This window comes from Pseudidiomarina xizangensis, from assembly GCF_052541995.1.
On record NZ_JBOBQA010000002.1, the window covers coordinates 35,592 to 62,559 of the forward strand.

The 26,968-nt window shown below is 49.7% G+C and carries 22 protein-coding genes and 1 other RNA gene; 6 read left to right on the forward strand and 17 right to left on the reverse strand.

The window, feature by feature from the left end; genetic code table 11:
- Position 1: 1 nt before the first annotated feature.
- From ACQ5ES_RS07625 to gcvT, 6 genes are all read right to left on the reverse strand, one after another.
- A complete protein-coding gene (locus ACQ5ES_RS07625) occupies positions 2–1,543 on the reverse strand; it encodes a S10 family peptidase (protein WP_445015490.1) in 1,542 nt (513 codons plus the stop codon).
- 109 nt (positions 1,544–1,652) lie between these two features.
- Positions 1,653–2,849 (reverse strand): NRAMP family divalent metal transporter, encoded by a 1,197-nt coding sequence (locus ACQ5ES_RS07630; protein WP_445015492.1) that lies wholly within the window; start codon positions 2,847–2,849, stop codon positions 1,653–1,655.
- Positions 2,834–5,023 carry a bifunctional diguanylate cyclase/phosphodiesterase gene (locus tag ACQ5ES_RS07635; protein ID WP_445015494.1) on the reverse strand — a complete coding sequence of 730 codons (2,190 nt, stop codon included), beginning with the start codon at positions 5,021–5,023 and terminating at the stop codon, positions 2,834–2,836. The genes ACQ5ES_RS07630 and ACQ5ES_RS07635 overlap by 16 nt, the downstream gene beginning before the upstream one ends.
- A 124-nt stretch (positions 5,024–5,147) precedes the next feature.
- Positions 5,148–8,033: an aminomethyl-transferring glycine dehydrogenase gene (gene gcvP, locus ACQ5ES_RS07640; RefSeq protein WP_445015496.1), complete on the reverse strand. Its 2,886-nt coding sequence runs from the start codon at positions 8,031–8,033 to the stop codon at positions 5,148–5,150.
- 93 nt (positions 8,034–8,126) lie between these two features.
- Positions 8,127–8,516 carry a glycine cleavage system protein GcvH gene (gcvH, locus tag ACQ5ES_RS07645; RefSeq protein ID WP_445015498.1) on the reverse strand — a complete coding sequence of 130 codons (390 nt, stop codon included), beginning with the start codon at positions 8,514–8,516 and terminating at the stop codon, positions 8,127–8,129.
- A gap of 37 nt (positions 8,517–8,553) precedes the next feature.
- On the reverse strand, positions 8,554–9,633 hold the full coding sequence (gene gcvT, locus ACQ5ES_RS07650) for a glycine cleavage system aminomethyltransferase GcvT (RefSeq protein ID WP_445015500.1): 1,080 nt from the start codon (positions 9,631–9,633) through the stop codon (positions 8,554–8,556).
- A gap of 147 nt (positions 9,634–9,780) precedes the next feature.
- Between gcvT and ACQ5ES_RS07655 the strand changes: the two genes are divergently transcribed.
- Positions 9,781–10,650, forward strand: coding sequence for a LysR family transcriptional regulator (locus ACQ5ES_RS07655; RefSeq protein WP_445015502.1), 870 nt, complete (start codon positions 9,781–9,783; stop codon positions 10,648–10,650).
- Here the strand turns inward: ACQ5ES_RS07655 and ACQ5ES_RS07660 are convergent.
- From ACQ5ES_RS07660 to ACQ5ES_RS07675, 4 genes are read right to left on the reverse strand one after another with little or no spacing between them, the layout of a single operon-like run.
- Positions 10,631–11,770 (reverse strand): FAD-dependent oxidoreductase, encoded by a 1,140-nt coding sequence (locus tag ACQ5ES_RS07660; protein ID WP_445015504.1) that lies wholly within the window; start codon positions 11,768–11,770, stop codon positions 10,631–10,633. The two genes, ACQ5ES_RS07655 and ACQ5ES_RS07660, sit on opposite strands and share 20 nt — an antisense overlap.
- Entirely contained in the window at positions 11,767–12,987 is a 1,221-nt protein-coding gene (ubiH, locus tag ACQ5ES_RS07665) for a 2-octaprenyl-6-methoxyphenyl hydroxylase (protein ID WP_445015506.1), read from the reverse strand. The genes ACQ5ES_RS07660 and ubiH overlap by 4 nt, the downstream gene beginning before the upstream one ends.
- On the reverse strand, positions 12,969–14,285 hold the full coding sequence (pepP, locus tag ACQ5ES_RS07670) for a Xaa-Pro aminopeptidase (RefSeq protein WP_445015818.1): 1,317 nt from the start codon (positions 14,283–14,285) through the stop codon (positions 12,969–12,971). The genes ubiH and pepP overlap by 19 nt, the downstream gene beginning before the upstream one ends.
- 12 nt (positions 14,286–14,297) lie before the next feature.
- Entirely contained in the window at positions 14,298–14,900 is a 603-nt protein-coding gene (locus tag ACQ5ES_RS07675) for a UPF0149 family protein (protein ID WP_445015508.1), read from the reverse strand.
- A gap of 131 nt (positions 14,901–15,031) precedes the next feature.
- On the opposite strand from ACQ5ES_RS07675, the gene ACQ5ES_RS07680 reads away from it, so the two are divergent.
- The gene (locus ACQ5ES_RS07680; RefSeq protein ID WP_445015510.1) at positions 15,032–15,340 is read left to right on the forward strand and encodes a cell division protein ZapA; all 309 of its coding nucleotides are present in this window, start codon (positions 15,032–15,034) and stop codon (positions 15,338–15,340) included.
- A gap of 20 nt (positions 15,341–15,360) precedes the next feature.
- Positions 15,361–15,543: non-coding RNA, 6S RNA (gene ssrS, locus ACQ5ES_RS07685), on the forward strand.
- Positions 15,544–15,564: 21 nt separating this feature from the next.
- Here the strand turns inward: ssrS and ACQ5ES_RS07690 are convergent.
- Positions 15,565–17,121, reverse strand: a complete 1,557-nt coding sequence (locus ACQ5ES_RS07690; RefSeq protein WP_445015512.1) for an amidohydrolase family protein — start codon at positions 17,119–17,121, stop codon at positions 15,565–15,567.
- Positions 17,122–17,196: 75 nt separating this feature from the next.
- Between ACQ5ES_RS07690 and ACQ5ES_RS07695 the strand changes: the two genes are divergently transcribed.
- Genes ACQ5ES_RS07695 through serA form a run of 3 tightly spaced genes read left to right on the forward strand, consistent with a single transcriptional unit; the run spans position 17,197 to position 19,751 of the window.
- Complete coding sequence (locus ACQ5ES_RS07695; RefSeq protein WP_445015514.1) at positions 17,197–17,784, forward strand: 5-formyltetrahydrofolate cyclo-ligase; 588 nt, start codon at positions 17,197–17,199, stop codon at positions 17,782–17,784.
- Between the two features lie 45 nt (positions 17,785–17,829).
- A complete protein-coding gene (gene rpiA, locus ACQ5ES_RS07700) occupies positions 17,830–18,504 on the forward strand; it encodes a ribose-5-phosphate isomerase RpiA (protein WP_445015516.1) in 675 nt (224 codons plus the stop codon).
- 5 nt (positions 18,505–18,509) lie between these two features.
- Positions 18,510–19,751 (forward strand): phosphoglycerate dehydrogenase, encoded by a 1,242-nt coding sequence (serA, locus tag ACQ5ES_RS07705; protein ID WP_445015518.1) that lies wholly within the window; start codon positions 18,510–18,512, stop codon positions 19,749–19,751.
- 24 nt (positions 19,752–19,775) lie between these two features.
- On the opposite strand, the gene ACQ5ES_RS07710 is transcribed toward serA, so the two are convergent.
- From ACQ5ES_RS07710 to ACQ5ES_RS07735, 6 genes are all read right to left on the reverse strand, one after another.
- Positions 19,776–20,525 carry a DUF3307 domain-containing protein gene (locus tag ACQ5ES_RS07710; RefSeq protein WP_445015520.1) on the reverse strand — a complete coding sequence of 250 codons (750 nt, stop codon included), beginning with the start codon at positions 20,523–20,525 and terminating at the stop codon, positions 19,776–19,778.
- Positions 20,518–21,159: a SatD family protein gene (locus ACQ5ES_RS07715; RefSeq protein WP_445015522.1), complete on the reverse strand. Its 642-nt coding sequence runs from the start codon at positions 21,157–21,159 to the stop codon at positions 20,518–20,520. Before ACQ5ES_RS07715 ends, ACQ5ES_RS07710 begins: the two co-directional genes overlap by 8 nt.
- A 279-nt stretch (positions 21,160–21,438) precedes the next feature.
- A complete protein-coding gene (phoU, locus tag ACQ5ES_RS07720) occupies positions 21,439–22,167 on the reverse strand; it encodes a phosphate signaling complex protein PhoU (protein ID WP_445015524.1) in 729 nt (242 codons plus the stop codon).
- A gap of 12 nt (positions 22,168–22,179) precedes the next feature.
- The gene (gene pstB / locus ACQ5ES_RS07725) at positions 22,180–22,998 is read right to left on the reverse strand and encodes a phosphate ABC transporter ATP-binding protein PstB (protein ID WP_445015526.1); all 819 of its coding nucleotides are present in this window, start codon (positions 22,996–22,998) and stop codon (positions 22,180–22,182) included.
- Between the two features lie 29 nt (positions 22,999–23,027).
- Positions 23,028–24,683: a phosphate ABC transporter permease PstA gene (pstA, locus tag ACQ5ES_RS07730; protein WP_445015528.1), complete on the reverse strand. Its 1,656-nt coding sequence runs from the start codon at positions 24,681–24,683 to the stop codon at positions 23,028–23,030.
- A gap of 14 nt (positions 24,684–24,697) precedes the next feature.
- Positions 24,698–26,944 (reverse strand): ABC transporter permease subunit, encoded by a 2,247-nt coding sequence (locus ACQ5ES_RS07735; RefSeq protein ID WP_445015530.1) that lies wholly within the window; start codon positions 26,942–26,944, stop codon positions 24,698–24,700.
- Positions 26,945–26,968: the final 24 nt, after the last annotated feature.

The window sequence follows — 26,968 nt, forward strand, 5'->3', positions numbered from 1 at the left end:
CTTACTGTGATTCGTACTTAGCAGCTTCGCCATCAGCAGGAATAGTGGCATTGATAAATTCGCGGACGTCATTATTTGCTGATTCTAAATCTTCAGCGCGTAAGTACATCATGTGGCCACTGCGATAGCCTTTAAAATCGATACGGTCAGCCATTCGACCACTAGGATCAAGGTGCCAGGTTGTGTATTTCGCATCGAAATAATTGGTTGCACCATCGTAGTAACCTGACTGCACCAACACATTGAGGTATGGGTTCTGTGCCATTGCCTGGCGCAAATTCTCACCGGTATTGTTATTGCTGCGATCCCATGGGCGAACCGGACCAAACATGTTGTACTTAACGTCAGTTACGTAGTTAAGTTCTTCACGCAAGTAGTAGTTAATCGCTGGCGTGAATGAGTGTAACCACGAGGTCAGCTCAGCGTTGTAATCAGGGCTATCACCGACATCATCACGGTCGAGACCTAAATAACGCGAATCCAAACGTCCAACTGTTTGACCGCGGTCACGCAACAGTTCTTTCCAGAAAAAGCGTGGGTTAATATCGAGATTTGCACGCAATACGGTTTGCTTACTTAAACCGGATAATTGCGCCACTTGTGCCGCGATTTGATCACGCTCACCTGCAGTAAGGGTTGCACCCTTAGCCAAAGCCGGCAGATAAGTATTCAGGGTGTAAGATTCGACTTCATTCAGTAATTCGGTTAAATCTTTACTCTGCAGCTCTTCACTTAGAGCATTATGGTACCAAGCCGTTGCTGCGAAGTATGGCAGACGGTTGGCCGCCTCGACTGGACCTTGACGCTCGATACCAATCTCAGTAGGTGACACTAAAATAACACCGTTTAAGTACATCCACTGGCGATTCTGGAGTTCCAGGGCTAAGCCTGAAACCCGGGTGGTGCCGTAGCTCTCACCGATAAGGTATTTCGGCGAACGCCAGCGCTCGTGACGAGTCACGAAGGTGTTTACCCAGTCGGCCAAATATTTAACGTCTGCATTCACGCCAAAGAACATTTTTTGCTGTTCGTCTTTCGACGGCATTTCACCTTCTGCGTTAGGTAAAACGCGGGAATAGGCAGTATTGACCGGGTTAACAAAAACGATGTCAGCCACGTCTAAAACTGAATGTGGGTTATCTTTTACGCCGTAAGGCATAATGGGGAAGCCTTCGTCATCAACGCGCAGTGACTTTGGTCCGGTATAGGCAATATGCATCCATACCGATGCTGAGCCTGGACCGCCGTTAAATGAAATCAGTAACGGTCGTTCTTCACGGTTTTTAACATCTTGGCGTTCGTAATAAGTGAAGAAAAGCGCTGCTGTGGCTTCACCTTCATCATTAAATACCGGTTGCGTACCGGTGGTCGCTGTATATTCAAAACGATTGCCATTGACTGAGGTGCGGTGATTGGTCACGACCACGTCATCTGCAGCAATTTTTGCTACCGGCGCATCGTGCTCATCAGCAAAGCTTAGTGGACTTAACAACAGTGCAGCAGTTACCCAACTGGCACTGATAGCTTTGGTAAAAACATTCATTAGCATCAACCTCGTTGTTTTTAGAGTGTCTCCATTTAAGGTGATGTAAGCGCAAAGCTCAAGCTCTGTGAGGTCAACGCCACGGATTTGCGGACGACTCGCAGTCAGCCTAAGCGAATACTAACCAGTATAAATACAGCAAGGTAAAACCGCATAAATAGGTGAGTCCAAACCATGCCCAAATATGCAGCCCGAGCGCCATTTTCTGTCTGCGTACCAGGGTATAATTTAACCAGGCGAAGAACGGTGTAGTAAGAAATGCCAGCGTCATTGCGAAACTTAGCATCGGCCCGAGCGCGCTTTGAAAGTAAAGAATCACTAACATGCCCGCGATGGCTTGGCCGATAATCCACAACCGCAGGCTGCTCCTGCGCTTGGTGATAATTCTGTAGCTTTCTCGTAAGGTACGGGCATAGCCATCGAGTACTGCCAAGGTCGTGCCAAACATACACAAGAATGCGATACCGCCAACGAAATACTCAGACCAGTCGCCAATTGTTGCACTGTACATAGCCACGAATTGCTCGGCGAATTTCATCCCCGCCATAGCAATGGGTTGCGCTGCTCCATATTGCACTAAGGCACCAAGTGCCAAAAATAATAGCGCGAGAATTACGGTCGACCAATACCCTAAATTAAAATCAAATAAACCGTCACGGAGCGTCAAGGTTGTGAGTTTTTGCTTACTGCGTAGCCATAACGAATTGATCGCAGAAAGTTCGATAGGAACCGGCATCCACCCCATCATGGCCACTAAAAATGCCAGTGCTGACAATTGCCACGGTGACGGCGGAACAAAATCGGCAGGCGGCGGAACATTGTTTTGCCAGGCAATCACCACAGCAACGATGGTTGCAAGCGACAAGCTGACCATGATCCACTTAGAAATCAGATCAAGACTGCGATATTGACCGCCAAGTAATACGATGAGACAGGCAAACAAAATTATCCAACACAAAAGCGTAAGGCTCAGTCCCGGCAAAAACAGCTGTAATAAGCTTGCTGTCAGTAATAACACTCCCGCAGTATTAACCACTGCAGCGACAACATTAAATAAGGTGAAGCCCCATAGGTAAAGCTTATGCTTACGATAGTAACCACTTACTAAACTTTCATTGCGACTTAAGGTGTAGGAAACGCCAAACCGGAAAAACGGATATTTAAGAACATTGACTAACACCACTAACCACCATAGCTGCCAGCCAAACAGCGCACCCGCTTGGGTCGAAGCGACTAGGTGTGAGGCGCCCACGGCCGCTGCCGCAAGGATAATTCCGGGACCAAGAGTTTTTAATGCTGGAGCCATTGTTTCTCAAATTCTTCTGGTGACATAGGGCGGGCATAGTAAAACCCTTGACCTAACTCGCAACCTAGTTGCTTTAACATCATCGCTTGTTCTGCTGTTTCGATACCTTCCGCGATAGTCGCCAGGCCCAAAGTTTTTGCCATTACCAGAATGGTATTAACTAATGTTTTGCTCTGTTCGTCAAGAGTCATGGCCTGCACAAACGACATATCAATTTTCAAGATATCAACATCAAACTGTTGTAAATATGCCAGTGATGAATACCCCGTACCAAAGTCGTCTATCGCCAATCGGAAGCCCATTTCACGTAATCGTTTGGTAACAACAAGCGCCTGTTTCGGGTCGATCATCAAGTCACTTTCAGTAATTTCTAACGTGACCGCTTGCGGAGGTAATTGACCACAAATACGAACAAAATCTTCAACTACATCCTCAGAAGCGAATTGCTGTGCACCGACATTGACGGCGATCGGCGGAACCGATTGATAACGATGCCGCCACTCGTTAATTAAGCCACAGGTTTTTTCAAACACTTGATAGCCAAGTTCAGCCAATACCCCTTGTTTTCTGGCGATATCGATAAAAATATCTGGTGGTACCGTCCCAAGTTCATTATCGAACCAACGACATAAAACTTCAGCGCCGACACAACGCCCTGACCTAAGCTCAATTTGCGGTTGTAAATAAATACTAAGTTCATGGTTCTCCAGCGCCATAAGAAACCGCTCTGTACGGCGGCGCTCAGAACTTACTTTGCGCTCGAGATCGGTGTCAAAGGTGCAATACCTGAGTCCATTTTGCTTCGCCTCGTACATCGCGATGCTGGCTTGTTGCAATAACTCAGCACCAGAGATTGCGGCACTCGACCAGGCACCGCTCAGTTTAACCTGCAGCGTCAGTTGATGTTCGCCCAAGCTAACTGGATCAATAAAAAGCTGGGTTAGCGCATCTGCCAGCTGTAAAAACTCATCTATCCCTGCGCGTTGCTCTGTACTGACCACAACAAACTCGTCGCCAGTAAGTCGGGCCAGCAACACCGTATCGTCGAGCTTCCGAATCCCCTCTTGTAGGCGCGCAGCTACAATACTTAACAACCTATCTCCAGCATGTAGACTAAAGCGTTCGTTGATGTTTCTAAAGCCGCAAATGTCAACCAGTACCAGTAAGTAGTCGGGCCCCTGCTCGCGCTCGTACTCGCGCTCCAAGAAATCAAGTAACCCGGGGCGATTGGGTAGTCCGGTGAGTTCATCGGTAAATGCGATTTCGGTGATTCGCTCCTGCTGCAGATATTGCTCGGTAACATCAAGAATAAAGCCTTCCAGGTGTGCCATCTCTCCTGATTTTGAACGCACCCCTTTGCCCTGTTCCCACACCCACCTTAATACTCCGTCGGCACGAATAATTCGGTAGTTTATTTTAAAATAATCGTCGTTCTCGACCGCCAGCTTTACCGCAGCTGCGACCTTCATTTTATCTTCAGGATGAATAATATCGATGTAGGGAATAGTCGCGTTATTCTGCAACTCAGTAACATCGTAACCGGTGAGCTTGCGGGCGCCACGACTTACCATCTCCATGGTCCAGAACTTATCGTTTTTACAGCGGTAAGCCATGCCAGGTAAGCTATCCATCAAGGTCTGCAGACGCCGCTCACTTTCTTTTAGACGGTTGGTAATACGTACTTGCGCCATCTCCGCTGCCGCTTGTGATGCAGCTACTTGTAACAGTTCAAACACCTCGTTCGAATAGTCGGTGGGCGCATCATTTAAAACTGCCAGAATGCCCAGTTTATGACCGTCCACGGCGAGCATGGGTACGCCAATGTAACTCTCAGCGCTCAACTGTTGAAGTAGTTCATCATCGGGGAAAGTTTTGCACACAGCTTCGCTGTACACGCAAAAACCGGAAGAAATTACGGTCTCACAAGGGGAGCCATGAAGGTCATAGCTGTTGACTTGACGGTGACTGCCACGAGAATAAAACGACACCACATGTGCGCGGTTAACATCCGCTTCGAAGATTTCCGATACCATGACATGATCAGCGCCAAGCAACTCGCTCAGTAGCTGGGTAAGATTTTCAATGAATTCCAGCTCACTTCGCTCGCGCAGATTTTCCGCCAACAAATGAAATGCGTTGTCTAAATTGACCCGATGAATGGTGGTATCTCCCACAACCGATTGAATTAACGTTTTATTTTTTTATAATTATTCATCATAGAACGGATCCAAGAAAGGTCAATAAAAAAGGGACTCCAATGAGTCCCTTTTGATTCGTCTTTAGAATTTCAGCAGACGCCTACCGATAACTATCCACCGCCGGGCAGCTGCACATCAAGTTGCGATCGCCATAAACGTCATCAATTCGATTCACGCTTGGCCAGAACTTGTTGGCTGCCACTGCTGGCACCGGATAAACAGCCGTCACGCGGTCATAGGGTCGATTCCATTCGCTATCAGTGATATCTGCCAGGGTGTGCGGTGCATGATGCAGTGGGTTATTGTCTTGCGGCCACTCACCTTGTTCAACTTTTCGCGCTTCGTCACGGATACAAATCATCGCTTCGATAAACCGATCGAGCTCAAACTTCGACTCTGACTCTGTTGGTTCAACCATCAGCGTACCTGCCACTGGGAAGCTCATGGTTGGCGAGTGGAAGCCATAGTCCTGCAAGCGCTTAGCGATGTCCATTTCGGTCACATCACAGTTGTCTTTCAATGAACGTAGGTCAATGATGCACTCATGCGCAACGCGATCGTTACGGCCTTTGTACAAAATTGGGTAATGGCCACTAAGTTTCTTGGCAATGTAGTTGGCGTTCAAAATTGCCACTTCAGTTGCTTCGCGCAGACCGCGTGAGCCCATCATCACGATGTACATCCACGAAATCGGTAAAATGCTGGCACTACCGAACGGCGCCGCTGACACCGCGCCATTATCCAGATTGGTACCGTGAATCGGCACCACACTGTGATTCGGTAAGAACGGTGCCAGGTGTTTTTTCACACCGATAGGCCCCATACCAGGACCACCGCCACCGTGCGGAATACAGAAGGTTTTATGCAAATTCAGGTGCGACACATCGGCACCGATATAACCTGGTGACGTGACACCGACTTGCGCATTCATGTTGGCGCCATCGAGATAAACCTGGCCACCGTGTTCGTGCACCACGTCACAAATGGTACGGATACCTTCTTCATAGACACCATGCGTTGATGGGTAAGTGACCATAATGCACGACAGATGATCGCCGGCTTCTGCCGCTTTCGTTTTAAGGTCGTTCATGTCGACATTGCCATTTTTGTCGCAATCGACCACCACAACTTTCATGCCCGTCATTTGCGCCGTAGCTGGGTTGGTACCGTGAGCTGAACTTGGGATCAAGCAGATATCACGATGTGATTCACCGCGGCTGGCATGGTATTTGTGGATAGCCAGCAAGCCTGCGTACTCACCTTGCGCACCTGAGTTCGGCTGCATCGACATCGTGTCGTAACCAGTGATATCAACCAACCAGGTCGATAAAGTTTGCAGTAACTCATGATAACCGGCGGCTTGATTCTCCGGACAAAACGGATGCAGCTGGCCAAACTCTGGCCAGGTTACCGGGATCATTTCTGCCGTCGCGTTCAGCTTCATGGTGCATGAACCGAGCGAAATCATACTGTGATTCAGGCTTAGATCTTTATTTTCCAGCTTTTTGATGTAACGCAGCATTTCTGTTTCAGAATGATGCGTATTGAACACCTCGTGGCGAAGAATCTCACTCTCGCGGCGCAAATCAGCAGGAATAGAGTTACTGTCGCCAGCACTGGCGCGCGCATCAAGAGTGTCTATCTCAAGCCCGTGTTCATCGCCAAACAAAGCACTAAATAAGGTTTCAATGTCGGCTGGAGTCTTAGCTTCATCGAGGCTCACACCGTATTGGTTATTACCGTCGACGCGTAGGTTAAAGCCATGCTCTACCGCGCGCTCAACGATGCTTTGTCCGTTACCTTCGAGTTTAAAGGTCAGGGTGTCAAACCACTGTGAATTGACCACTTCGACACCTTTATCCTGCAAACCTAAAGCAATGATATCGGTTAAACGATGAATACGTTCAGCGATCATACGCAGCCCTTGAGGGCCGTGGTACACCGCATAAAATGACGCCATGTTTGCCAGTAAAACCTGGGCGGTACAAATATTGGAATTAGCTTTCTCGCGGCGGATGTGTTGCTCACGGGTTTGCATCGCCATGCGCAAGGCTAAGTTACCACGGCTATCTTTAGAAACGCCGATGATGCGCCCTGGCAGTGAACGTTTGAATTTGTCACGGGTAGCGAAGAACGCCGCGTGTGGACCGCCGTACCCCATCGGCACGCCAAACCGTTGCGCTGAACCAAACACAATGTCGGCACCCATTTCGCCCGGTGACTTCAACATTACCAGGCTCATGATATCGGCAGCTACTGCGACGATACCCTTTTGTGCTTGTATATCGGCGATCAGTTGTTCGATGTTGTGCAGCTGACCCAAACGGTCGGGGTACTGCAACAAGGCACCAAACACCTCATGCTCAGTTGCTTCACGAGCTGGAGCCACAACAATCTCAAACCCAAACATCTCAGCCCGCGTTTTCACCACGTCGATGGTTTGTGGGTAGACGTTGTCGGCGACAAAAAAGGTATTCGACTTGCTTTTGCTGACCCGCTTCGCCATTGCCATGGCTTCCGCCGCGGCAGTCGCTTCATCGAGTAACGACGCACTGGCAAGCTCGAGGCCAGTAAGGTCCATGGTCATCTGTTGAAAGTTTAAAATAGCTTCCAAGCGACCTTGTGCGATCTCGGGTTGATAAGGCGTGTAAGCAGTGTACCAGCCCGGATTTTCCAGAACATTTCGTAAAATGACATTCGGCACCAAGGTGTCGTAATAGCCCATACCGATGTAAGAAGTCAGTACCTGGTTCTTATTGGCGATGGTCTTCAACTTCGCTAGCGCTTCGCGTTCAGAAAGGGGTTCACCAACTTGTAAGAACGGGTCACGCAAAATTGTGCTGGGTACCGTGTCCTTGGTAAGTGCTTCGAGTGAATCGGCGCCGAGCTCTGCCAACATCTCGGCCTGCTCGTCGGTGCTTGGTCCAATATGGCGACCAATAAATTCACCATGATTCTCTAACTGCTTAAGCGTTGCTGTGGTCATTTACTTCTTGTCCCTTTATTCGGGTGGTACAGGGGGTTAGGAAACACAAAACCCCGGTGACGTGAACCGGGGTTTGTGCATTCCATTGCCTAATTAGTCTTCGTCGATAACCGCTTGATAACCTTCTGCATCAAGCAAACTTTCAACTTCACTTGGGTCTTCAGCCTTAATCTTAAACAACCAACCATCACCATAAGGATCACTGTTGACTGTTTCTGGGGCATCTTCGAGGTCTTCGTTAACTGCGGTGATTTCACCGGCGATAGGTGCATAGATGTCTGATGCAGCCTTTACTGATTCAGCTACCGCAACGTCATCGCCTGCGGCAACGGTGGCGCCAACCTCTGGCAATTCGACAAATACCATGTCGCCTAACAGGTCTTGCGCATGGTCACTGATACCGACAGTGAACATACCGTCGCCGTCGTTGCGAACCCATTCGTGAGTTGCTGCATACTTTAATTCTTTTGGGATTGAGCTCATGTTCTGATCCTCGGGTTAATTGTTCTGTTTAACGTGCTTAAACAAGGCTTTTGCCGTTGCGGACGAAGCTGGGTTTTACCACGCTAACTGTAACGAATTTTTTGCGCATTTCCACTTCTGCGGTTTCACCAACTGATGAAGGCACACGCGCCATGGCAATTGAAAAGCCAAGGGTAGGTGAAAAGCTGCCCGAGGTAATCACACCCTCGCCGCCGTCAACCACGACTTTTTGGCCGTTGCGCAGCACGCCTTTTTCACGCATTACCAGACCTACAAGTTTGTTATGGCCTTCGGCTTTTTGTTTTTCCAGCGCATTACGACCAATAAAATTACGGTCTTCCGGCGCAAACGCCACGCTCCAGCCCATGTTGGCTTCCAATGGTGTGGTATTCTCATCCATATCCTGACCATACAGGTTCATACCAGCTTCTAACCGCAAGGTATCACGCGCGCCCAGGCCACAGGGTTGCACACCCACATTCAATAAGTCATCCCATACTTGCTCGGCAACATGACTTGGCAACACGATTTCATAGCCAGCTTCACCGGTATAACCAGTTGTCGCTATGAACAAGTCACCCACTTGCGCGGACATAAATGGCTTCATACCATCAATTTTACTAAAAGCGTCTTCGCCCAATACCAATTTAAGTTTTTCTGCAGCTTTCGGGCCTTGTAATGCGATCATCGCGAACTGCGGTTGCTCAGCAATTTTCACATCAAAATCTTTCGCCACACTTCCGATCCAACCTAGATCACGCTCCCGCGTCGCTGAGTTAACCACTAAGCGATACGATTCATCGGTAAAATAGTAAACGATAAGATCGTCGATGACGCCGCCATTCTCATTCAACATACTGTTGTACTGAGCTTTACCTGGCAGCGATAGTTTCGCCACATCGTTCGCCAACATATAGCGCAAGAATGCTTTAGCTTCGCGGCCAAGCACATCAACGATGGTCATGTGGGACACATCGAACACGCCTGAATCCTGGCGCACCGCATTATGTTCTTCAATTTGCGAACCATAACTCAGCGGCATTTCCCAGCCGTGAAAATCGACTAGCTTAGCGCCAGCTTCTACGTGCGCGTCATATAAAGGGGTACGATTTGCCATGGCGTCGTCGTCCTGTTGTTTTGCTTAAAGTGGCGCAATTATAAAACTCATCGGCGCTCGCAACAAATTAATATTCCTTATGCTATTATAACTGTTGCTTATACCATTTAAATTACTATTGTATTTGTTAATAATTCAGGTGAATTCATGCAGCAGTTACCCTTAGATAGCTTACGCGCCTTTATTAGCGTCTACGAATTGCAAAGCTTTACCGCGGCAGGGCAACAACTCGGCCGTTCACAACCGGCTATCAGTTTGCAGCTACAACGACTTGAAGACATGCTAGGTGTGCGGCTCTATGCTCGCACCGGTGGTCGCATTCAACTGACTCCAGCAGGCGCAGAATTGATGGACGCCGCGCGCGCGATGTTGAATCTCAATGACCAAATTATTGCACGCTTAACCGAACCCGAACTAAGCGGCCGGGTGCGTTTAGGTATCACCAGTGAGTTTGCCAGTAAATTACTACCCCAAGTGCTGGGTCAGTTCGCTCAGGGATACCCCAACGTCGCCCTTGAAGTCACCTCTGCGCTGAGTAAACAACTGATTGGTAAAGCCGATGATTTTGATGTGATTATTGCGCTTACGGAGCACGGCGGGAAAGATGCTGCGCAGCTGGTCAATCCGGTGCAGTGGTTGGAGTTACGACAAGAACCTTTGGTTTGGGTCGGCAATCAGGACAGCCACTTGCTGCCCTCGCCGTTACCGCTGGTACTCGCTCCCGACGGCTGCATCTATCGCCGCCGCGCATTACGCGCGTTGCGTCAGGCTGGTATCGCTTCGCGTATCACTTACACCAACACCGACTTTAGTGGCTTAACAGCGGCGATTGAGAGTGGTTTGGGCATTACTGTTTTAGCACAGAGTACTGTGCCGGCGCATTTGGAGCGTCTGCAACGCGTTGCTGATAACGTGGTGTTACCAGATTTAGGTGATGTGGGTGTGATGTTATCTACCCGTGCCGCAGAAAACTCCGCGGCACAGCAACTCGGGCAATTTATCCTAGAGCGGATTTAATCAGCGCGCGTTTTAACGGTGCTACCCGATCGGCCAACCGCAAGCCGACGCCGCGCAGCAGCTTCGCTAGCGGCCATGCATTGCCAAAGCCGCGCTTAAAACTTTCCATAGTGGCAATCATCTGTACCGTAGCGACTTTACGTTGGCGCTCCCAATGCCGCAGGTCAGCTCTACCAAACTCGTTTGCGGTCACTGCTAACAAGTCATGCACATCGCCAAAGCCTAAATTTGCGCCCTGCCCGGCTAGTGGATGAATACTGTGTGCCGCATCACCGATAAGTATTAACCGTTGTTGCAGCCACCGCTGCGCGTACTGCATGCGCAGTGGGAAATAAGCCCGGGCCGAAGCCAGCTCGAACTGGCCTAAACACTGATCACTCACTGCCTGCAGTTGTTTGATAAACTCACTGTCGTCCAGTTGTTGCAACTGTTGCGCATAATCCATGTCAGCTGACCAAACCAGCGAAACCTGGTGGGGGTCAGCTAAAGGCAACCAGGCCACTGGGCCAGAAGATAAAAATACCTGCCGTGCGCAGCCGTTATGGGGTTGGCTGCAGCGAATTACCGCCACACAGCCTTGCTGTTGATAATCCCAAAAGGTCAGGGGTAAGCCTGCAGCTTGCCGCAGCGGGGATTTAACTCCATCCGCCGCCAGCAAATAATCACCCCGGATGCGTTGGCCGCCGGCTTCGACCCAAACTTCATCGGCGTTGACTTTATGGCTTTGCACTGCGGTTTGAGCGAGCAATTCTACCCCCCCGTCTGCGGCGGCTTGCCAGAGGTGGGTTTCCAGCACGCGGTTTTCGATAATCGCGCCCAGATCCGTCTGGTTCACTTCGTTGGCGGCAAAAGCGATGCGGCCGAAACTATCGTGATCCCAGACTTCCATGGCGGTGTAGGGCCCGAGCCGCGCAACAGGTAATTTCTGCCAGACACCTAACTCACTTAACAACGCGCGACTATGATGGGCGATCGCACTAACCCGTAGTTCGGTTTCATCGCCGTAGCTCGGTACTGCGCCTCGCTCGAGTAAAGTCACACGGTGGCCTTGCTGGCGTAATCCCAGCGCGCTGGCTAAACCGATCATACCGCCGCCGACAACAATAAAATGCTGACTCATGTGCGTTCTCCGTTAGCCAAGGGCTTAGCCAAATAAGTCAGCCCCATGGTTTGTCGCGCAAAACGATTGCGCAGCGGCGGCACAGCATCAAGTCCCAGCAATGCCAGGTTGCGTAGTTGAGTCATTGGCCAGTGGTGATTGGAAAAACCACGCACCAGCAGATCCGTCAGTCCGATGATCTGTTGGTAGTCGTCTTTGCGCTGTTGCCAATAATCCGCCAGCGTCGCATAAGCACCTGGATCGTCCGCCCGCGCCAGCTGATCGCTAAGTGAGATGGCATCGCGGACACCAAGGTTAAAACCTTGTCCGGCGATAGGATGCAGCGTGTGTGATGCATTGCCAATAATGACCGCGCGATGGGCAAAACTGCGCTCGGCAAGATGCAGTTGCAACGGGAATTGCAACCGTTCGCCGATGCCGACAAAACGCCCGGCCCGGTAACCAAAGGCGGCTTGTAGCGCGGACAAAAATTGTTCGTCGGTTAAGGCCAAGGTAGCAGAGGCATCGCTTTCCGCCACCGACCATACCAATGAAGCTTGCTGGTTCGGCAGCGGTAATAGCGCTAACGGCCCGGTGTCGGTAAAGCGTTCGTAGGCCCAGCCCGCGAGTGGCTCTGCCAGCTGCAAGGTCGCGATAATGCCGACTTGCTTATAGTCAGTGACCTGCATGCCGATACCCAGTGCTTCGCGGACAAACGAGCGTTGGCCGTCGGCCCCAATCAACAACTGACAGTTCAGTTGTTCGGTTTCCGCTGCCGTTTCCGCCATCGAAGCTAAGGTGACCGCAGCGCTTGCAATCTGTTGTTCGATAGCAACAACGCGCGTGCCAGCACGCCAGGTAACATTCGGTAACTCGCCCAGTTGCTGGTAAAGTGCACGATTTAAAGTTGCGGCGGGCACCACCTGGCCAAGTGCTGCGACGCCTTCATCTTCCGCGTGTAAACGGGTCACGCCCAGATAACCGCGGTCACTCACATGAATGTGCTTGATCGCTTCACTTGCTGCCGCCAAGGACGACCAAATTCCTTGCTGCTGCAACAACTCTACCGTTGCTGCTGCCAGTGCAATGGTACGTTTATCGGGGACCGGCCCTGCTGCATTAGGCTCAACAATAACGATGCTCAGATCGGGCCGCCGCCGCGCCAGCAATAGCGCGGTAAGTGAGCCCACCAGCCCACCACCGGCAATAATAATCGAAGTTAGTTTGTCTGCATCCACGCTTCAATCTCTGCTACAGTTTTGGGCACAGCTGCGGTCATATTCTCGTAACCCGCTTCGGTAATAATCACGTCGTCTTCGATACGAATACCTATGCCGCGCCATTTTGCTTCAACATCTTTGGCGTCTGCTGGAATATAGATACCGGGTTCTACGGTAAGCACCATGCCGGGTTTAAACAGGGTACGCTTGTCGTCCTGTTGATAGTCCCCGACATCGTGGACATCCAGACCAAGCCAATGACCTAAGCCATGAATGAAAAATCGGCGATGACTGGCCTGATCAACATGCTCATTAACATCGCCCTGCAAAATCCCTAGCTCAATCAGGCCTTTGGTGATCTCTTTCGCGGCAGCTTTATGCGCACGCTGTAAATGACTGCCAGGTTTGAGGGTTGCAAATGCAGCTTCCTGTGCGCGTAAAACAACTTCATAAAGTTGCCGTTGGGTTTCACTGAACTTACCATTTACTGGAAAAGTCCGTGTTATATCAGCGGCATAACCCTGGAACTCTGCACCAGCATCAATCAGTAACAAATCGCCATCGCACAACTGCGAGTGGTTTTCCGTGTAATGCAAAATACAAGCATTCTCGCCGCCACCACAAATGGTGCCATAGGCGGGCGCGCTCGCACCGTTAACGGCAAATTCATGATGCAGCTCGGCAGCAACCTGATACTCGTAACGACCAGGAGCGGCAAAACGCATGGCGCGTTTATGGGCACCGACCGTGATACGCGCAGCCTCTCGCATCACCTCGAGCTCAGCCGCTGACTTCTGTAACCGCCATTCATGCAACCAAGGCGCGATATCAACATAAGCTCGCGGCGCTTGCTGGCCTTTTTTCCTGCTTTGTCGAAGGCTATCACTCAAATCTTGCACGTGCGCCAACCACTCTGCTTTGCTGTGATCGATCATCACCGTATGTACGCCATCAAGCAGCGGCAGCAGGTGGTCATCCAGATCATCAATCGCATGCGCCACATCAACCCCTAATTCGGCTACGGCTAGCGCCACGCCAAGTCGACGGCCATGCCACACTTCCTCATGGGGATCCGATGGCTGACAATACAATTGCACCGGCATCTCACTTTCTGGCGCCAACACCAACACTGCATCGGGTTCGTTAAAACCGGTTAAATACAAAAAGTCACTATCTTGGCGAAAGGGGAATTCGGTATCTCTACTACGGGTTGCCAGTTGCGCGCCCGGAATAATCGCCACCGCTGAGTGCGGTTGATCGGCCAGGCGTTTTAACAAGCGCGCCCGGCGTTGTGCAAATTCATCTTTGGTAAGCATCACAGTCATTAGTTAGTGCAACGTCTTGTTGGTTTTGCAGCCACCGCCACCATGCTGACCCAGTTCGTTAAAGCAAAGCATTGACGAGATCCGTAAATATTCCATGATTTCAAAGTACGCACGCTCAGCTTCTTCGTCGTCATCTATGGCAATATCCAGTTTCGCGATCTCGACCATGTCGTCAATAGCCTCACGCAGGTCGGCCGACAGCCCAGCCAGATTGGTTTGATTAACTCCGAAGCCCACTAAAAAGGATTGCACCCACGCGGTGAGCCCTTGTAAGCGCTCATGTAACGGCTCGTGATCACCTGGCAATAATAGCTGGAAGCCCAAGTCAGGGTCGCGCAGACTGGCGCATAAATCAGCAGCCATCAGGCTCACCTGCTCGCGTACTTCTGGCGGGAAAGATTGCCCTTCATTAATGAGATCGCTCAATAACAGTAACCACTCGTCGCCATCGACGCTGGCACCGCCAGCCACCATGCCGGTCAGTAGCCCGTGGATTTCAGCGGCGCTGGACAACAGGCCATGGCGTTCGAAGAATTCAGTCAGGCGGTCGTAGGCTTGAGAACTCGTCTCCAGTTCCGCCGGTTGATCAGAAGTTGAATCAGTCATGCAGGTCTATCTCTTGCTTTTTGATAACCTGCATCCTACCACTGTGCATCGGTAGAGGCTAGCTGACAAAGCCCCTCAAGGCATGGCATAATGTGCGCATATGCGATATCAACCAGCAAGGAACCTTGGTCATGAGTCAACGCACCATGGACATCAATTTGATGGAACGTCACTACAAAGTGAATTGTCCAGAAGGACAAGAGGTTGCATTGCAGCAAGCGGCAGATCAATTGAATCAAAAGCTTGAGCACATCAAACAAGTGACACGGTTAAGTCATCCGGAACAAATCGCGGTGATGGCCGCATTAAACTTGTGTCACGAGAGTGCGCAACTTGAACTCTCGCAACGGCAACGTATCCAAGAACTGGAAGAAAAAATTAAGTTACTACAAGAAACCCTGGAGCAGGTAGCTACGGAACAACGTCCAGGGCGTAAGTAAGTTCAACAGTCAACAGTTATGATCGCCTGGAATGTTCGCCAGCACGCTAATGTCCCTGAGCCGATGTCATCAGTAAAGGGGCTCACTGACCGGCTATTGTGCAAGCTCGACCTGTATCGAGAAGCCTGCGGTCGCGTATTTGCGCCCCGCCTTGAACCAGTGGGTTCAAGGGCCAAGGCACGCAGCGGCATTCTGGGTGGTCACCCCTTTTTTTATGACGATGATTACTCTTGTTTGGCCTTTTCGACAATTTTACTGACATCGTCTAACAGTTGCTGCGCATCGTAAACAATACCGTCTTTAATGGTATAACGAACGCCTTCGGTCCGCATCGGCTGGTTATTCTCGTCGAGTTTAAAGTGACCTGTACCATAAAGTACTTTGAAGTTGGCTAATGGGTTTTCCGCGACAATCACTAAATCAGCTTTTTTACCCGGTACCACACTGCCAATTTCATGTTCTAAACCTAAAGCTTCAGCGCCATTTAACGTTGCTGCCTGAATCACTTCCAAGGCATTGAATCCAGCTTCACGCAGCAGTTCAAACTCGCGAATTAAACCAAAGCCATAAATCTTGTAGATGTAGCCGGCGTCAGAGCCTGTGGTAATGCGCCCACCGTGGTTTTTAAAATCATTCAGGAACGCCATCCACTTCTGATAATTTTTGCGCCAGGCCACTTCTTCGTCCGTGGTCCAGTCGAACCAATACGATCCATGGGCATAACGACTTGGTTCAAAGAAATCCCACAGTTGCGGCAAGGTGTAATCATCGTGCCAAATGGCTTGTCGCTCGCGCATTAAGTCGCGGCTGGCTTCGTAAATTGTTAAAGTCGGATTGATCGTGAAATCTAACGCGATTAGCTCATCACGCACTTCATTCCATTTATCACTGCCTGGCTCAGCAGCTTGTTGCCACAACCGCCCCGCTTCGGCAAAACGATCTTGTTCGTTGTTGTAATTGTAGTCAGCAGGGTAATCCTGAATTACCTGCTCAGTAAACATAGCTTCGGGCAAACCGTACCAATGTTCCATACTATCGAGACCCATGCGGGCTGAATCAACGACGTTGGTCCGCACTACATTGAGCTGAGCATGGTGCATCATGGTGCCTAAGCCCTGCTTGTCGGCTTCATCTAAAGCTGCGGCAATGATTTCGGGGCGCGCGCCAAAAAATTTAATGCCAGCTGCGCCTTCGCGCTTTGTTGCGCGCACCCACCCACGTGCCTGCTCCGCATTGAATATCGGTTCATCGGCATTCATGCCAAAACCTAAATAGGGAATAATTCGTGGGGAAACAATTTTATTTTCAGCCGCTTGTTCCTGGTGCCACAACGTCCAGTCCAAACCATTAAAGCTGCCAGGCTCACGCACGGTGGTGATGCCGTGTGCCAGCCATAGCTTAAATACGTACTCAGCCGGAATGCCTTCAGCTGAGCCACCGATGTGACCATGCATATCAATAAAACCCGGCAGTACATAGTGCCCGGTTAAATCCATTTCTTTATCGCCTTCGCGCAGTTGTGGACGGTTGTCAGGTAAAATCGGAACACCAGGGTTACCGACACTGACGATGTTAGCAATACGATCGTTCTCAATCACGATATCCACCGGCCCTTGCGGCGGTGCGCCTTCGCCATTAATGACCGTCACGCCACGTAAAATCAGACGTTGATAAGGTCCTTCCCCTTGATCACCACGCGGTGGAGCCTTGGGCGGAGCCGCAAATACTTGGGTGCTCAACGCCATGCTGAGCATGACCATAGTCAGTAGCCGTTTAATCATGATATAAAGCGCCTTATTGAATTGAAAAAACATACAAAAATATGCGTTATAACGTTAGGTCAGAATAGCAGCCACATGAACCGACAGCAATTGCGAAAATCACTGCTCGCGCAGCGTCAAGCCCTCACGGCACAGCAACGCGAAGATGCTGCTGTGCAAGTGCTGGCCCACCTGCAGCAGTTACCTGAACTCACGCAAGCCTGCAACCTTGGCAGTTATCATAGTGTGCGGGCCGAGTTACCGACCGCGCAACTAAATGCCGCTTTGCAAACACAGGGGCACCAATTAGCACTGCCTGTATTGCATCCAGTCACACCCAATCATCTGCTCTTTCTGCGCATTCGTGAGACAACCATTTGGCATACTAACAGTTATGGCATTCCAGAACCGGCCTTGGCCTGTGCCGACATTCTGCCCCTCGCGCAACTGCAAGTACTGCTCGTGCCTTTGGTCGGTTTCGATCGGCAGGGTAATCGTCTGGGTATGGGCGGTGGTTTTTATGATCGGACGCTCGCTGCCTGGTATGCAGGCCAGTTACCGCACTTGCAACCCATTGGCTTAGCCTATGATTGCCAACAGGTCGAACGGCTACCTCATGCCGCCTGGGATGTGCCACTACCACGGGTCATCACACCGGCGAAACTATGGGACTTTCGTAACTAAAACTGTATACTCAAAAACCATAGCCCACTGATTCAGGACGCAGGCATGGCAACCTCTCAAGATCAACTCAAACAGCAAGCGGCACAAGCAGCATTCGACTACGTTAAAGAGCACTTCAAGCCCGGCTCAGTGATCGGGGTGGGTACCGGTTCAACGGTAAACTTTTTCATCGATTTACTTGCCGAAATGAAACATGACATTGAAGCAGCAGTTTCCAGCTCTGACGCTTCAACTGAACGGCTGAAATCACACGGTATCCGCGTAGTTGATCTCAACTCAGTGAACGAGTTGCCGTTGTATATCGATGGTGCTGATGAAATCGACAGCCACATGCGCATGGTCAAAGGCGGTGGTGCAGCACTGACCCGCGAAAAGATCATTGCCGCGGTAGCGCAAACCTTTGTTTGTATTGTTGATAAGTCGAAACAAGTCGGCCGGCTGGGTAATTTCCCGGTGCCGGTGGAAGTTATCCCCATGGCACGGTCTTATGTCGGACGGCAAATCGTCAGGCTTGGCGGTGATCCGGTCTGGCGCGAAGGTGTTGTCACCGACAACGGCAACTGGATACTCGACGTGCATAACTTCGATATTCTCGACCCGATTCACCTTGAGCAACAGTTAAATAATATCGTCGGCGTGGTCACCAATGGCCTGTTCGCCCAACGCGGCGCAGATGTTACCATCGTTGCCAGTGCCGATGGCATTGAAACCGTGAAGTGAAGCGCATGACCCAAGTTTCCCTGGCCAAAGACAGAATCAAATTTTTACTGCTTGAAGGGGTGCATGAAAGCGCCGTTAACATACTCAAGCAGCGCGGTTACCACAACATTCAGTACATCAAAACAGCGCTAACTGAAGATGAGTTATGCGGCAAAATAAGTGACGCTCACTTTGTTGGCATCCGCTCGCGTACCGAACTCAGTGAACGGGTGTTTGCCGCAGCAGAAAAGCTCATCGGCGTCGGTTGTTTTTGTATTGGCACCAATCAGGTCGATCTGCAAGCTGCCCGCCGCCACGGCGTGGTGGTGTTCAACGCACCCTTTTCCAATACCCGCAGCGTTGCCGAGTTAGTACTTGCGGAAATCATCATGCTGTTACGCCGCGTGCCTGAGAAGAACGCTGCGGCCCATCGTGGTGGTTGGGACAAATCTGCGGCCGGCAGTTATGAAGCGCGCGGCAAAGTACTCGGCATCGTCGGTTACGGCCACATTGGTAGTCAATTAAGTATTTTGGCCGAACAATTAGGTATGCAGGTGCGTTTTTACGACATCGAGAGCAAGTTACCGCTGGGTAATGCTCATGCGGTAGGTTCCCTTGATGAACTGCTGCAGCAAGCTGATGTGGTCACCCTGCACGTACCTGAAACGGCACAAACTCAGTGGATGATTGATGCGCCACAACTGGCAAAAATGAAGAAAGGCGCGCTGCTGATCAACGCTTCGCGCGGCACTGTGGTGGTCATTGACGCGCTGGCTGAGGCGTTGCGAACTGGCCAACTGGCCGGTGCTGCCATCGATGTGTTCCCCGTTGAGCCGGGCAGTAACAACGAAGTCTTTGAGTCGCCGTTACGTCATCTCGATAACTGTATTCTGACCCCGCATGTCGGCGGTTCGACCCAGGAAGCACAAGAAAACATTGGTGTTGAAGTGGCCGGTAAGTTGGCCCACTACTCGGATAATGGCTCAACACTTTCCGCCGTTAACTTCCCTGAGGTTTCGTTACCGACGCATCATGGCGCACGGCGCTTATTGCACATTCACGAGAACCGCCCGGGCATGCTGACCCGCATCAACCAACTTCTGGCCGAGCAAAGTATCAACGTCTCCGGACAGTACTTGCAGACCGATGCCGACCTTGGTTATGTGGTCATCGACATCGACACGCCGGCCGAGAGTGATATTGCCGACACCCTGCTCGACTCTATGCGAGCCATTGAAGGGACTATCCGCGCACGCGTTTTGTACTAGCGAATACTGGACGCGCGTCCCTCACTACAATAGCGATAGAGCAATTAAACCTATCATCAAAACAATGGCGAGGCTGGTGATTGTGCCGAGCAACACATATTCGTGTCTGCTCTCTTCTTTAAATCGTAGAATCGACTTTGCCGCAATGACGAAGCCAATAGCAGTAAACTGATTCATTAAAATCAGGGTTAAAATAATAAATCTCTCTAAAATACCAATTAAAGAGCCTGCTTTATCCAAGTGATCATCGGAGTCCTGCTCGCTGCTATCAGCACTGTCTGCTATGCGCCAAGGCTTGAGCACGAACTGAATCAGAATGGAGGTCGGCTTTAAAATAACCAGATAAGCGAGTGCGATTCCCAAAACCTCTAATGTGATGGCTTCTCTCAGTGTAGCGAGATTTATCAAGGCAAAGTAATCGAAAAGGTATGCCCAAACACTAACCAGAATAACTAAGTGTAAAAGTTGATCGACGGCAAAACAAAATAACGAACCTTTGCACGCAGATAAACGTGATTTAATAAAATCAATCACGAAATGAGAAGTTCCAATGACTAAACTCGTCCCTAACAGAGCTAACTCAAAGCTCAACGTAATGCCAAGTACGGTAAAAGCCAATAAGGCATGAGAAGCCCCATGTCTAAGATTCGCCAGTATTGCTAACTTTGCCTCTTTAGCGGATTTATGTCTTATACTGCGACCGGTTTGCAGGTAGAAGTCACCGATAACATGAGCCAAAATTAGCACCACCAGTATCACAACATCATCAGTCATCGTTGAGCTCCTCGCGAACCACAGTCTCAAAATAGTGAATTGACTCATTAACAAGAAGGTATTCACTGTTGTTAAGGAGTTTCGTCGTATTGGCTCGACTTTTACTCAGCTTATTTGCTAATTGTGCGTGCGTTTGTGAGTCATCCATTAAATAAGAGTAAAGTGCTTCAGACTGCGTAGACGTCAATGAGCTAAGATGCGTATCGAGCAACTTCACAACGATAGGAATATGCCGGTCCAATAGTTTATTCTCTGAGCTAAATACCAAGCGCTGTGATTTCATTTCGTCAAGGTGCTGGCCTGACAATACAAATACTTCCCCCGTGGAGGTCTTCACATCATCTCTTATAGCTTTCACGCTGCCAATAGCAATACTCTGACGTGCATCGACTTTATAAGTATTGGATTTTAATTTAAGACGAATCAATAGAGCTGACTTTAACGCTGCCCAGGGACAAAAAAAAGTGATTTGAAATGAGTCGCCTCGGTAGATGTCGCAAGTGGCCTTGTTGCTTGCTTCTAATCTATTTAGCTCTTTTTTAAGCTGCGTCAGTAGCTCATCGTACTGAGCAGAACTCAAATTTGTTGAATTAACGATGTCACCGGTAATTACAGCTATAAATCGCTTTTTCATATAACTACCCAACCCCTTTGGACGTAACCAATTATAGTTACATTTAACAATGTAGCCGATTTTGGTTACATTTTCAAATGCAACTAAAATCAGTTACATTTGAACCATCCTGCTGACCTACCTCACTCATTGGCAAGTGGACAACCCGCAGCGTTCAACACAGCTTAAACTTTAATAACGCGGGCCAAATCAGTGGCTCCGGAAGTATTGATTATCACAACAAAAAAAGCCGACCCAGAAGTGTCCCCCAGAGGTCGGCTTTTCCGTCAAAAATCAAAGTTATTCAGTGTCTGGCGCTGAGCGGCCCACGGTGCGTGCCATCGATTCTGGCGAAACATGACGTACGTCTTTGCCTTTAACAAAGAAGATGATGTACTCGGCGATGTTTTGGCAACGGTCGCCGATACGCTCGAGTGAACGCGCCGACCAGAGTACGTTCATTACTTTAGGAATGCCGCGCGGATCTTCCATCATGTAGGTCATCAACTGGCGGGTAAGGCCTTCGTACTGACGGTCAGCCTGCTCATCCATTTGATGCACTTCATAGGCACTATCAAGATCCATGCGGGCAAACGCATCCAAGACACCGCGCAACATAGCCAACACTTGTTGTCCTAGGTTTTCCAGGCTCACCAAAAACTCTTGTTGGTCGTTGTTGAAGCTCTCCAAAGCAACACGAGCGATGCGTTCAGCTTCATCACCGATACGTTCTAAGTCTGCGATGGTTTTAAAAATCGCAATAACCAGCCGTAAGTCACTTGCAGCGGGTTGCCGCTTGGCGATAATTTGCACGCAAGCTTCATCAATCTGTACTTCCAGCGCGTTGATTTTATGGTCACGTTGCAGAACCTGTTGCGCCAATTCTTGATCAGATTTTTCAATCGCAATTAAAGCATCTCGCAACTGTTGCTCAACCAGGCCGCCCATATTCATGACCTGGGTGCGAACTGCGTCGAGCTCGTCATTAAATTTACCGGAGATATGCCGGCTCATATTAAACTTGTCCATGCCTGACTCCTGTTAGCCGTAACGGCCAGTAATATAGTCTTCAGTTTGTTTCTGAGTCGGCGTGGTAAACAGCGAATTGGTGTCCGCATACTCAATCAGTTTACCCATATACATAAATGCCGTTTCATCAGAAACCCGCGCAGCTTGTTGCATGTTATGCGTAACAATCACCACGGTATATTTTTCTTTCAGCTCAGTAATGAGCTCTTCAATGGTAAGAGTCGAAATTGGGTCAAGTGCCGATGTTGGCTCATCCAACAACAACACCTCTGGCTCAATCGCGATCGCACGAGCAATAACTAAACGTTGCTGCTGACCACCAGATAAGCTAAACGCGCTTGCGTTCAAACGATCTTTAACTTCTTCCCAGAGCGCGGCTCCTTTCAACGAACGCTCCACCACCTCATCCAGAGTGCGACGATCATTAACGCCTTGCAGACGCATGCCATAAACCACGTTCTCATAAATCGACTTAGGGAATGGGTTCGGTCGCTGAAACACCATACCGACCTTACGCCGCAATGCTGCTGCATCGACATCTTTGTCGTAGATGTTCTTTTCATGTAGCCGAATCTCGCCGTTTATCCGGCAAATCTCAACCAAGTCATTCATGCGGTTAATACAGCGCAACAAGGTGGATTTACCACAACCTGATGGACCGATAAACGCGGTGACCCGATTTTTGGGAATCGCCATGGAAATATCATACAGCGCTTGAGCATCGCCGTAGTGCAGATTTAAATTGCGAATTTCCATAGCGGTTTGTTCCGCTGATAAATTTTCCAAATCGAGACGTTCTGCCTGATTATCTGTCGGAGTTACCGAAATCATAGTAAGACCTTTCGCTTCTGCTTCGTTAATTAATGCTCAAGTGAGCGATATTTTTCACGTAAATGGTTACGTACGCCAATTGCAGTCAGGTTGAGACCGACAATGATGGTCACCAGTAAAAATGAGGTTGCGTAGACCAACGGCCGCGCTGCTTCGACATTTGGACTTTGGAAGCCGACATCATAAATGTGGAAACCCAAGTGCATAAATTTGCGGTCCAAATGGAAGTACGGGAAGTTCCCATCAACTGGTAACATCGGTGCCGACTTAACAACACCCACCAACATCAAGGGTGCCACTTCACCTGCCGCACGTGCAACCGCCAGAATCAAGCCGGTCATGATTGCCGGTGACGCCATCGGAATAATGATTCGCCATAAGGTTTCCGCTTTGGTTGCGCCTAACGCCAAACTGCCTTCACGAAGCGTACTTGGAATGCGGGACAAGCCTTCCTCGGTTGAGACAATAACCACAGGCAGCGTCAGAATCGCGAGGGTAATCGCCGCCCACATCACACCCGGTGTACCAAACGTTGGACTTGGCAGTGCTGCTGGATAGAAGATTTGGTCTAACGACCCACCGACCATGTAAACAAAGAAACCAAGACCAAAGACACCATAAACAATCGACGGCACCCCTGCCAGATTGATAACCGCGATACGAATCAATCGTGTAATAGCATTTTTGCCGGCATATTCGTGCAGGTAAATCGCCGCAATAACACCAAATGGGGTGACAATAATCGACATCAACAAGACCATGAATACGGTACCGAAAATTGCCGGGAACACGCCACCTTCGGTGTTCGCTTCACGCGGATCCTGACTCACGAACTTGCCGATTTGCACGAAAAAGTGGCCGAGCTTGCCAAAAAATCCCATATCATTGGGGAAATGCACAGCTAACATCCGATACATCGGCAGGGTTACTGTTTCACCGCGCATATCGCGCACCTGCACTTGATCACGTTGTGCCTTTCCACGCAATGCGAAGAGCTGCTCTTCCAACACTTCGTAGTCTGCTCTCAGCTGCTCTTCTTCAGCAGCAATACGAGCCTCTTCAGCGGCAGTTAGGTTGCCGGCCAACTCCAGGCTACGACGTTCCAGACGCAACTGATTAAGTTGATAATTTATTGCACCAATCTCGCTGTCTTGCAGATCACTGGCCTGGCCGTTCAGCTCCACTGCGCGATCGATACGCTGCTGGAGTACTTCCCGAATATTTTCTTCGTTGGCTACGGAAACGCCATCCTCTAAAACATCAACGACATAACCGTAAAAATTACCGTCTTTAGTACGTTCAAATACTGCCAGACCAGGTGGTGTTTCATCACGAACAATCTGCGGTTTCAGCACCCAGGAAAAGTCCAAAGGTACATATTCACGGTTACCAATCTTAAGTAACCAGCGATCGAGTGTTGGCTCATTGAAATTTTCGAGGGCCACCCCTGATTCCTGTAACCGCTCAATTGGAATCGTTTCTGTCTCGTAGACTTCACCAATAATGGTCGAAATAGAACCGTCATTGGCGCGCACATCCATTTCGTGAATTTGCGCAGGCCAGAAAAATGACAGGCCGCGCCAGCCAATCAATATCAACAGCCCGAGAACAGCGATTAAACTGATGCTAACGGAACCTGCTGTTAGCCAAATCCACGGTTTTCCTGAGTTAAACCATTGCTTCATGGAAATCCTCTCGCTTACATCGAGCTGTATTTATCGCGTAACCGTTGGCGCACAAGCTCCGCCACGGTGTTAAACGCGAAAGTGAAAACAAAAAGCACAAACGCCGCCAGGAACAGAATCCGGTAGTGTGAACTACCTACTTCTGACTCGGGCATTTCAACGGCAATATTCGCCGATAAGGTGCGCATCCCCTCAAAAATATTCCAATCCATAATCGGCGTGTTCCCGGTGGCCATCAATACAATCATGGTTTCACCTACAGCACGCCCAAGCCCCATCATTACGGCAGAGAAAATACCGGGACTCGCAGTTAACAGGACAACTTTGGTTAAGGTTTGCCAGGTGGTAGCACCTAACGCCAAGGACCCATTGGAAAGGTGCTTAGGCACACTGAATACGGCATCTTCGGCAATCGAGAATATCGTAGGTATCACCGCGAAGCCCATGGCGATACCCACCACCAAAGAGTTTCGTTGATCAAAAGTAATACCTAGCTCGTTGGTCAGGTAACGACGAACATTGCCCTCAAACAGCCAGTTTTCTATTACCGGCGACATCTCAAATGAAAACCATCCTACCAATAGCACCAACGGAAGTAGGATTAGAGCAGCGCGGCCATCGGTAAAAAAATTGCGTAAGCGCTGCGGCAATTGCGTCGTCAAAAATGCAAAGATAATTATCGCCAAGGGAACCAACAGAATAACTGCAATGATACCCGGCAGATAGTTTTCCACGATGGGAGCTAACCATAGTCCGGCTAAGAAACCCAGAATAACCGTTGGTAGGGCTTCCATTATTTCTACCGTCGGTTTCACCACTTTACGCACAGGAGCTGACATAAAGTAAGCGGTATAGACTGCTGCGGCCAAGCCAATAGGTACCGCGAACAGCATGGCGTAAGCTGCTGCTTTTATAGTACCGAAAGAGATCGGTACCAAGCTAAATTTAGGCTCGAAGTCATCAGACCCAGAGGTTGACTGCCAGACATAATCGGGCTCAGGGTAGCCTTCGTACCAGACCTCCTGCCATAAGCCACTCCAGGTGACCTCTGGGTGCTCGTTCACGAGTTCGAATACATGTAACTGCGCGCTTTCACCGAGTAACATCAAGGTATTCGCGCGCGGGTCTATGACCAGCTGTTCGGCAGCCACATCGTTCGCTTGCCCACGATACAACTCGGCTTCAGAGGTAGTATGGAATACGCCGAGCTGTCCAGCTTCAGAGATGGTATAAAAGGTGCGTCGGTAATACTCGACAATAATATCTGTAATGGCGGTTTCCGCGGCCTGAAAATCACGAATAAATTGATAACGTCGACCATCGTCACCAGAAACTTCGAACCATTGGCTCACTTTGCCATTGGCGTGGCCGAATAATACCGAGCTGGCACCGGCCAATAGTTGCATGCTGGTCACTTCACCAAACCGGCGGCTATCGATGTTAATCAACTGACGCTCTTTTATCACGCCAGTACGTGAAACATCGTACACCCAGAAACGATTGTTCTGACGAACAAGTACTTGGCGCATATCCGGCGTAACTAAAAGTTGACTAATTTCACCTGTTATCGGTAATTCGGAAAACTTTGATTCCAGCTCAACCACACCCGACAGAAAGCTTTTTTTGGCGTTCATTGAGTTCACGATCACCCGGCCATCAGCAGTCTGCGCGGCAAACAGCATCGATTCACCGTCATATTCATAAGCGAGTTTAGTTAAATTTACACCTTCAGGGTCAACCTGAATCAACTCTCCTTCGTTAACTTCACCGACTTTCGGTTTTATAAAGAGTTCACCGTTACGGAAGTCACTCGTAAACTTAGGCTGTACCAAACGCACAGCCCCGCCCTCAACCGCAAACGCATATCGATTATTCTGCGGTTGTGTTTGCGCAAATGCAGTGGGGTTTGATGCCGTAATCTGTTTGCGTAATAAGACCTTTCCGGGCTGCCAATCCGTACCCTGTTTGGCCTGTAATGCAAAAAACACCAACTCACCGTCAGCGCTAAACTGGTAGCCAATTTCCGACTGCTCTTCAACGCCCATGGCAACGATTTCAACACCAGCAGGGCTTTCAAAACTGCGCTCATGGTTGATTTCAACACCACGGAAAATAGGTTCTATTACATACAATAGATAAAAGAAAATCAGCAATAACGCGACCAATACCATGACGCCGCCTAGGCTAACGCCCCAGCGTGCAGCTCGGTCTTTAAAGAGTCGATAATTGCTGGCTCCCAATGCGGGTTTTGTTGCCGCCATTATTACCTCGAGTGGTTTCGCAAG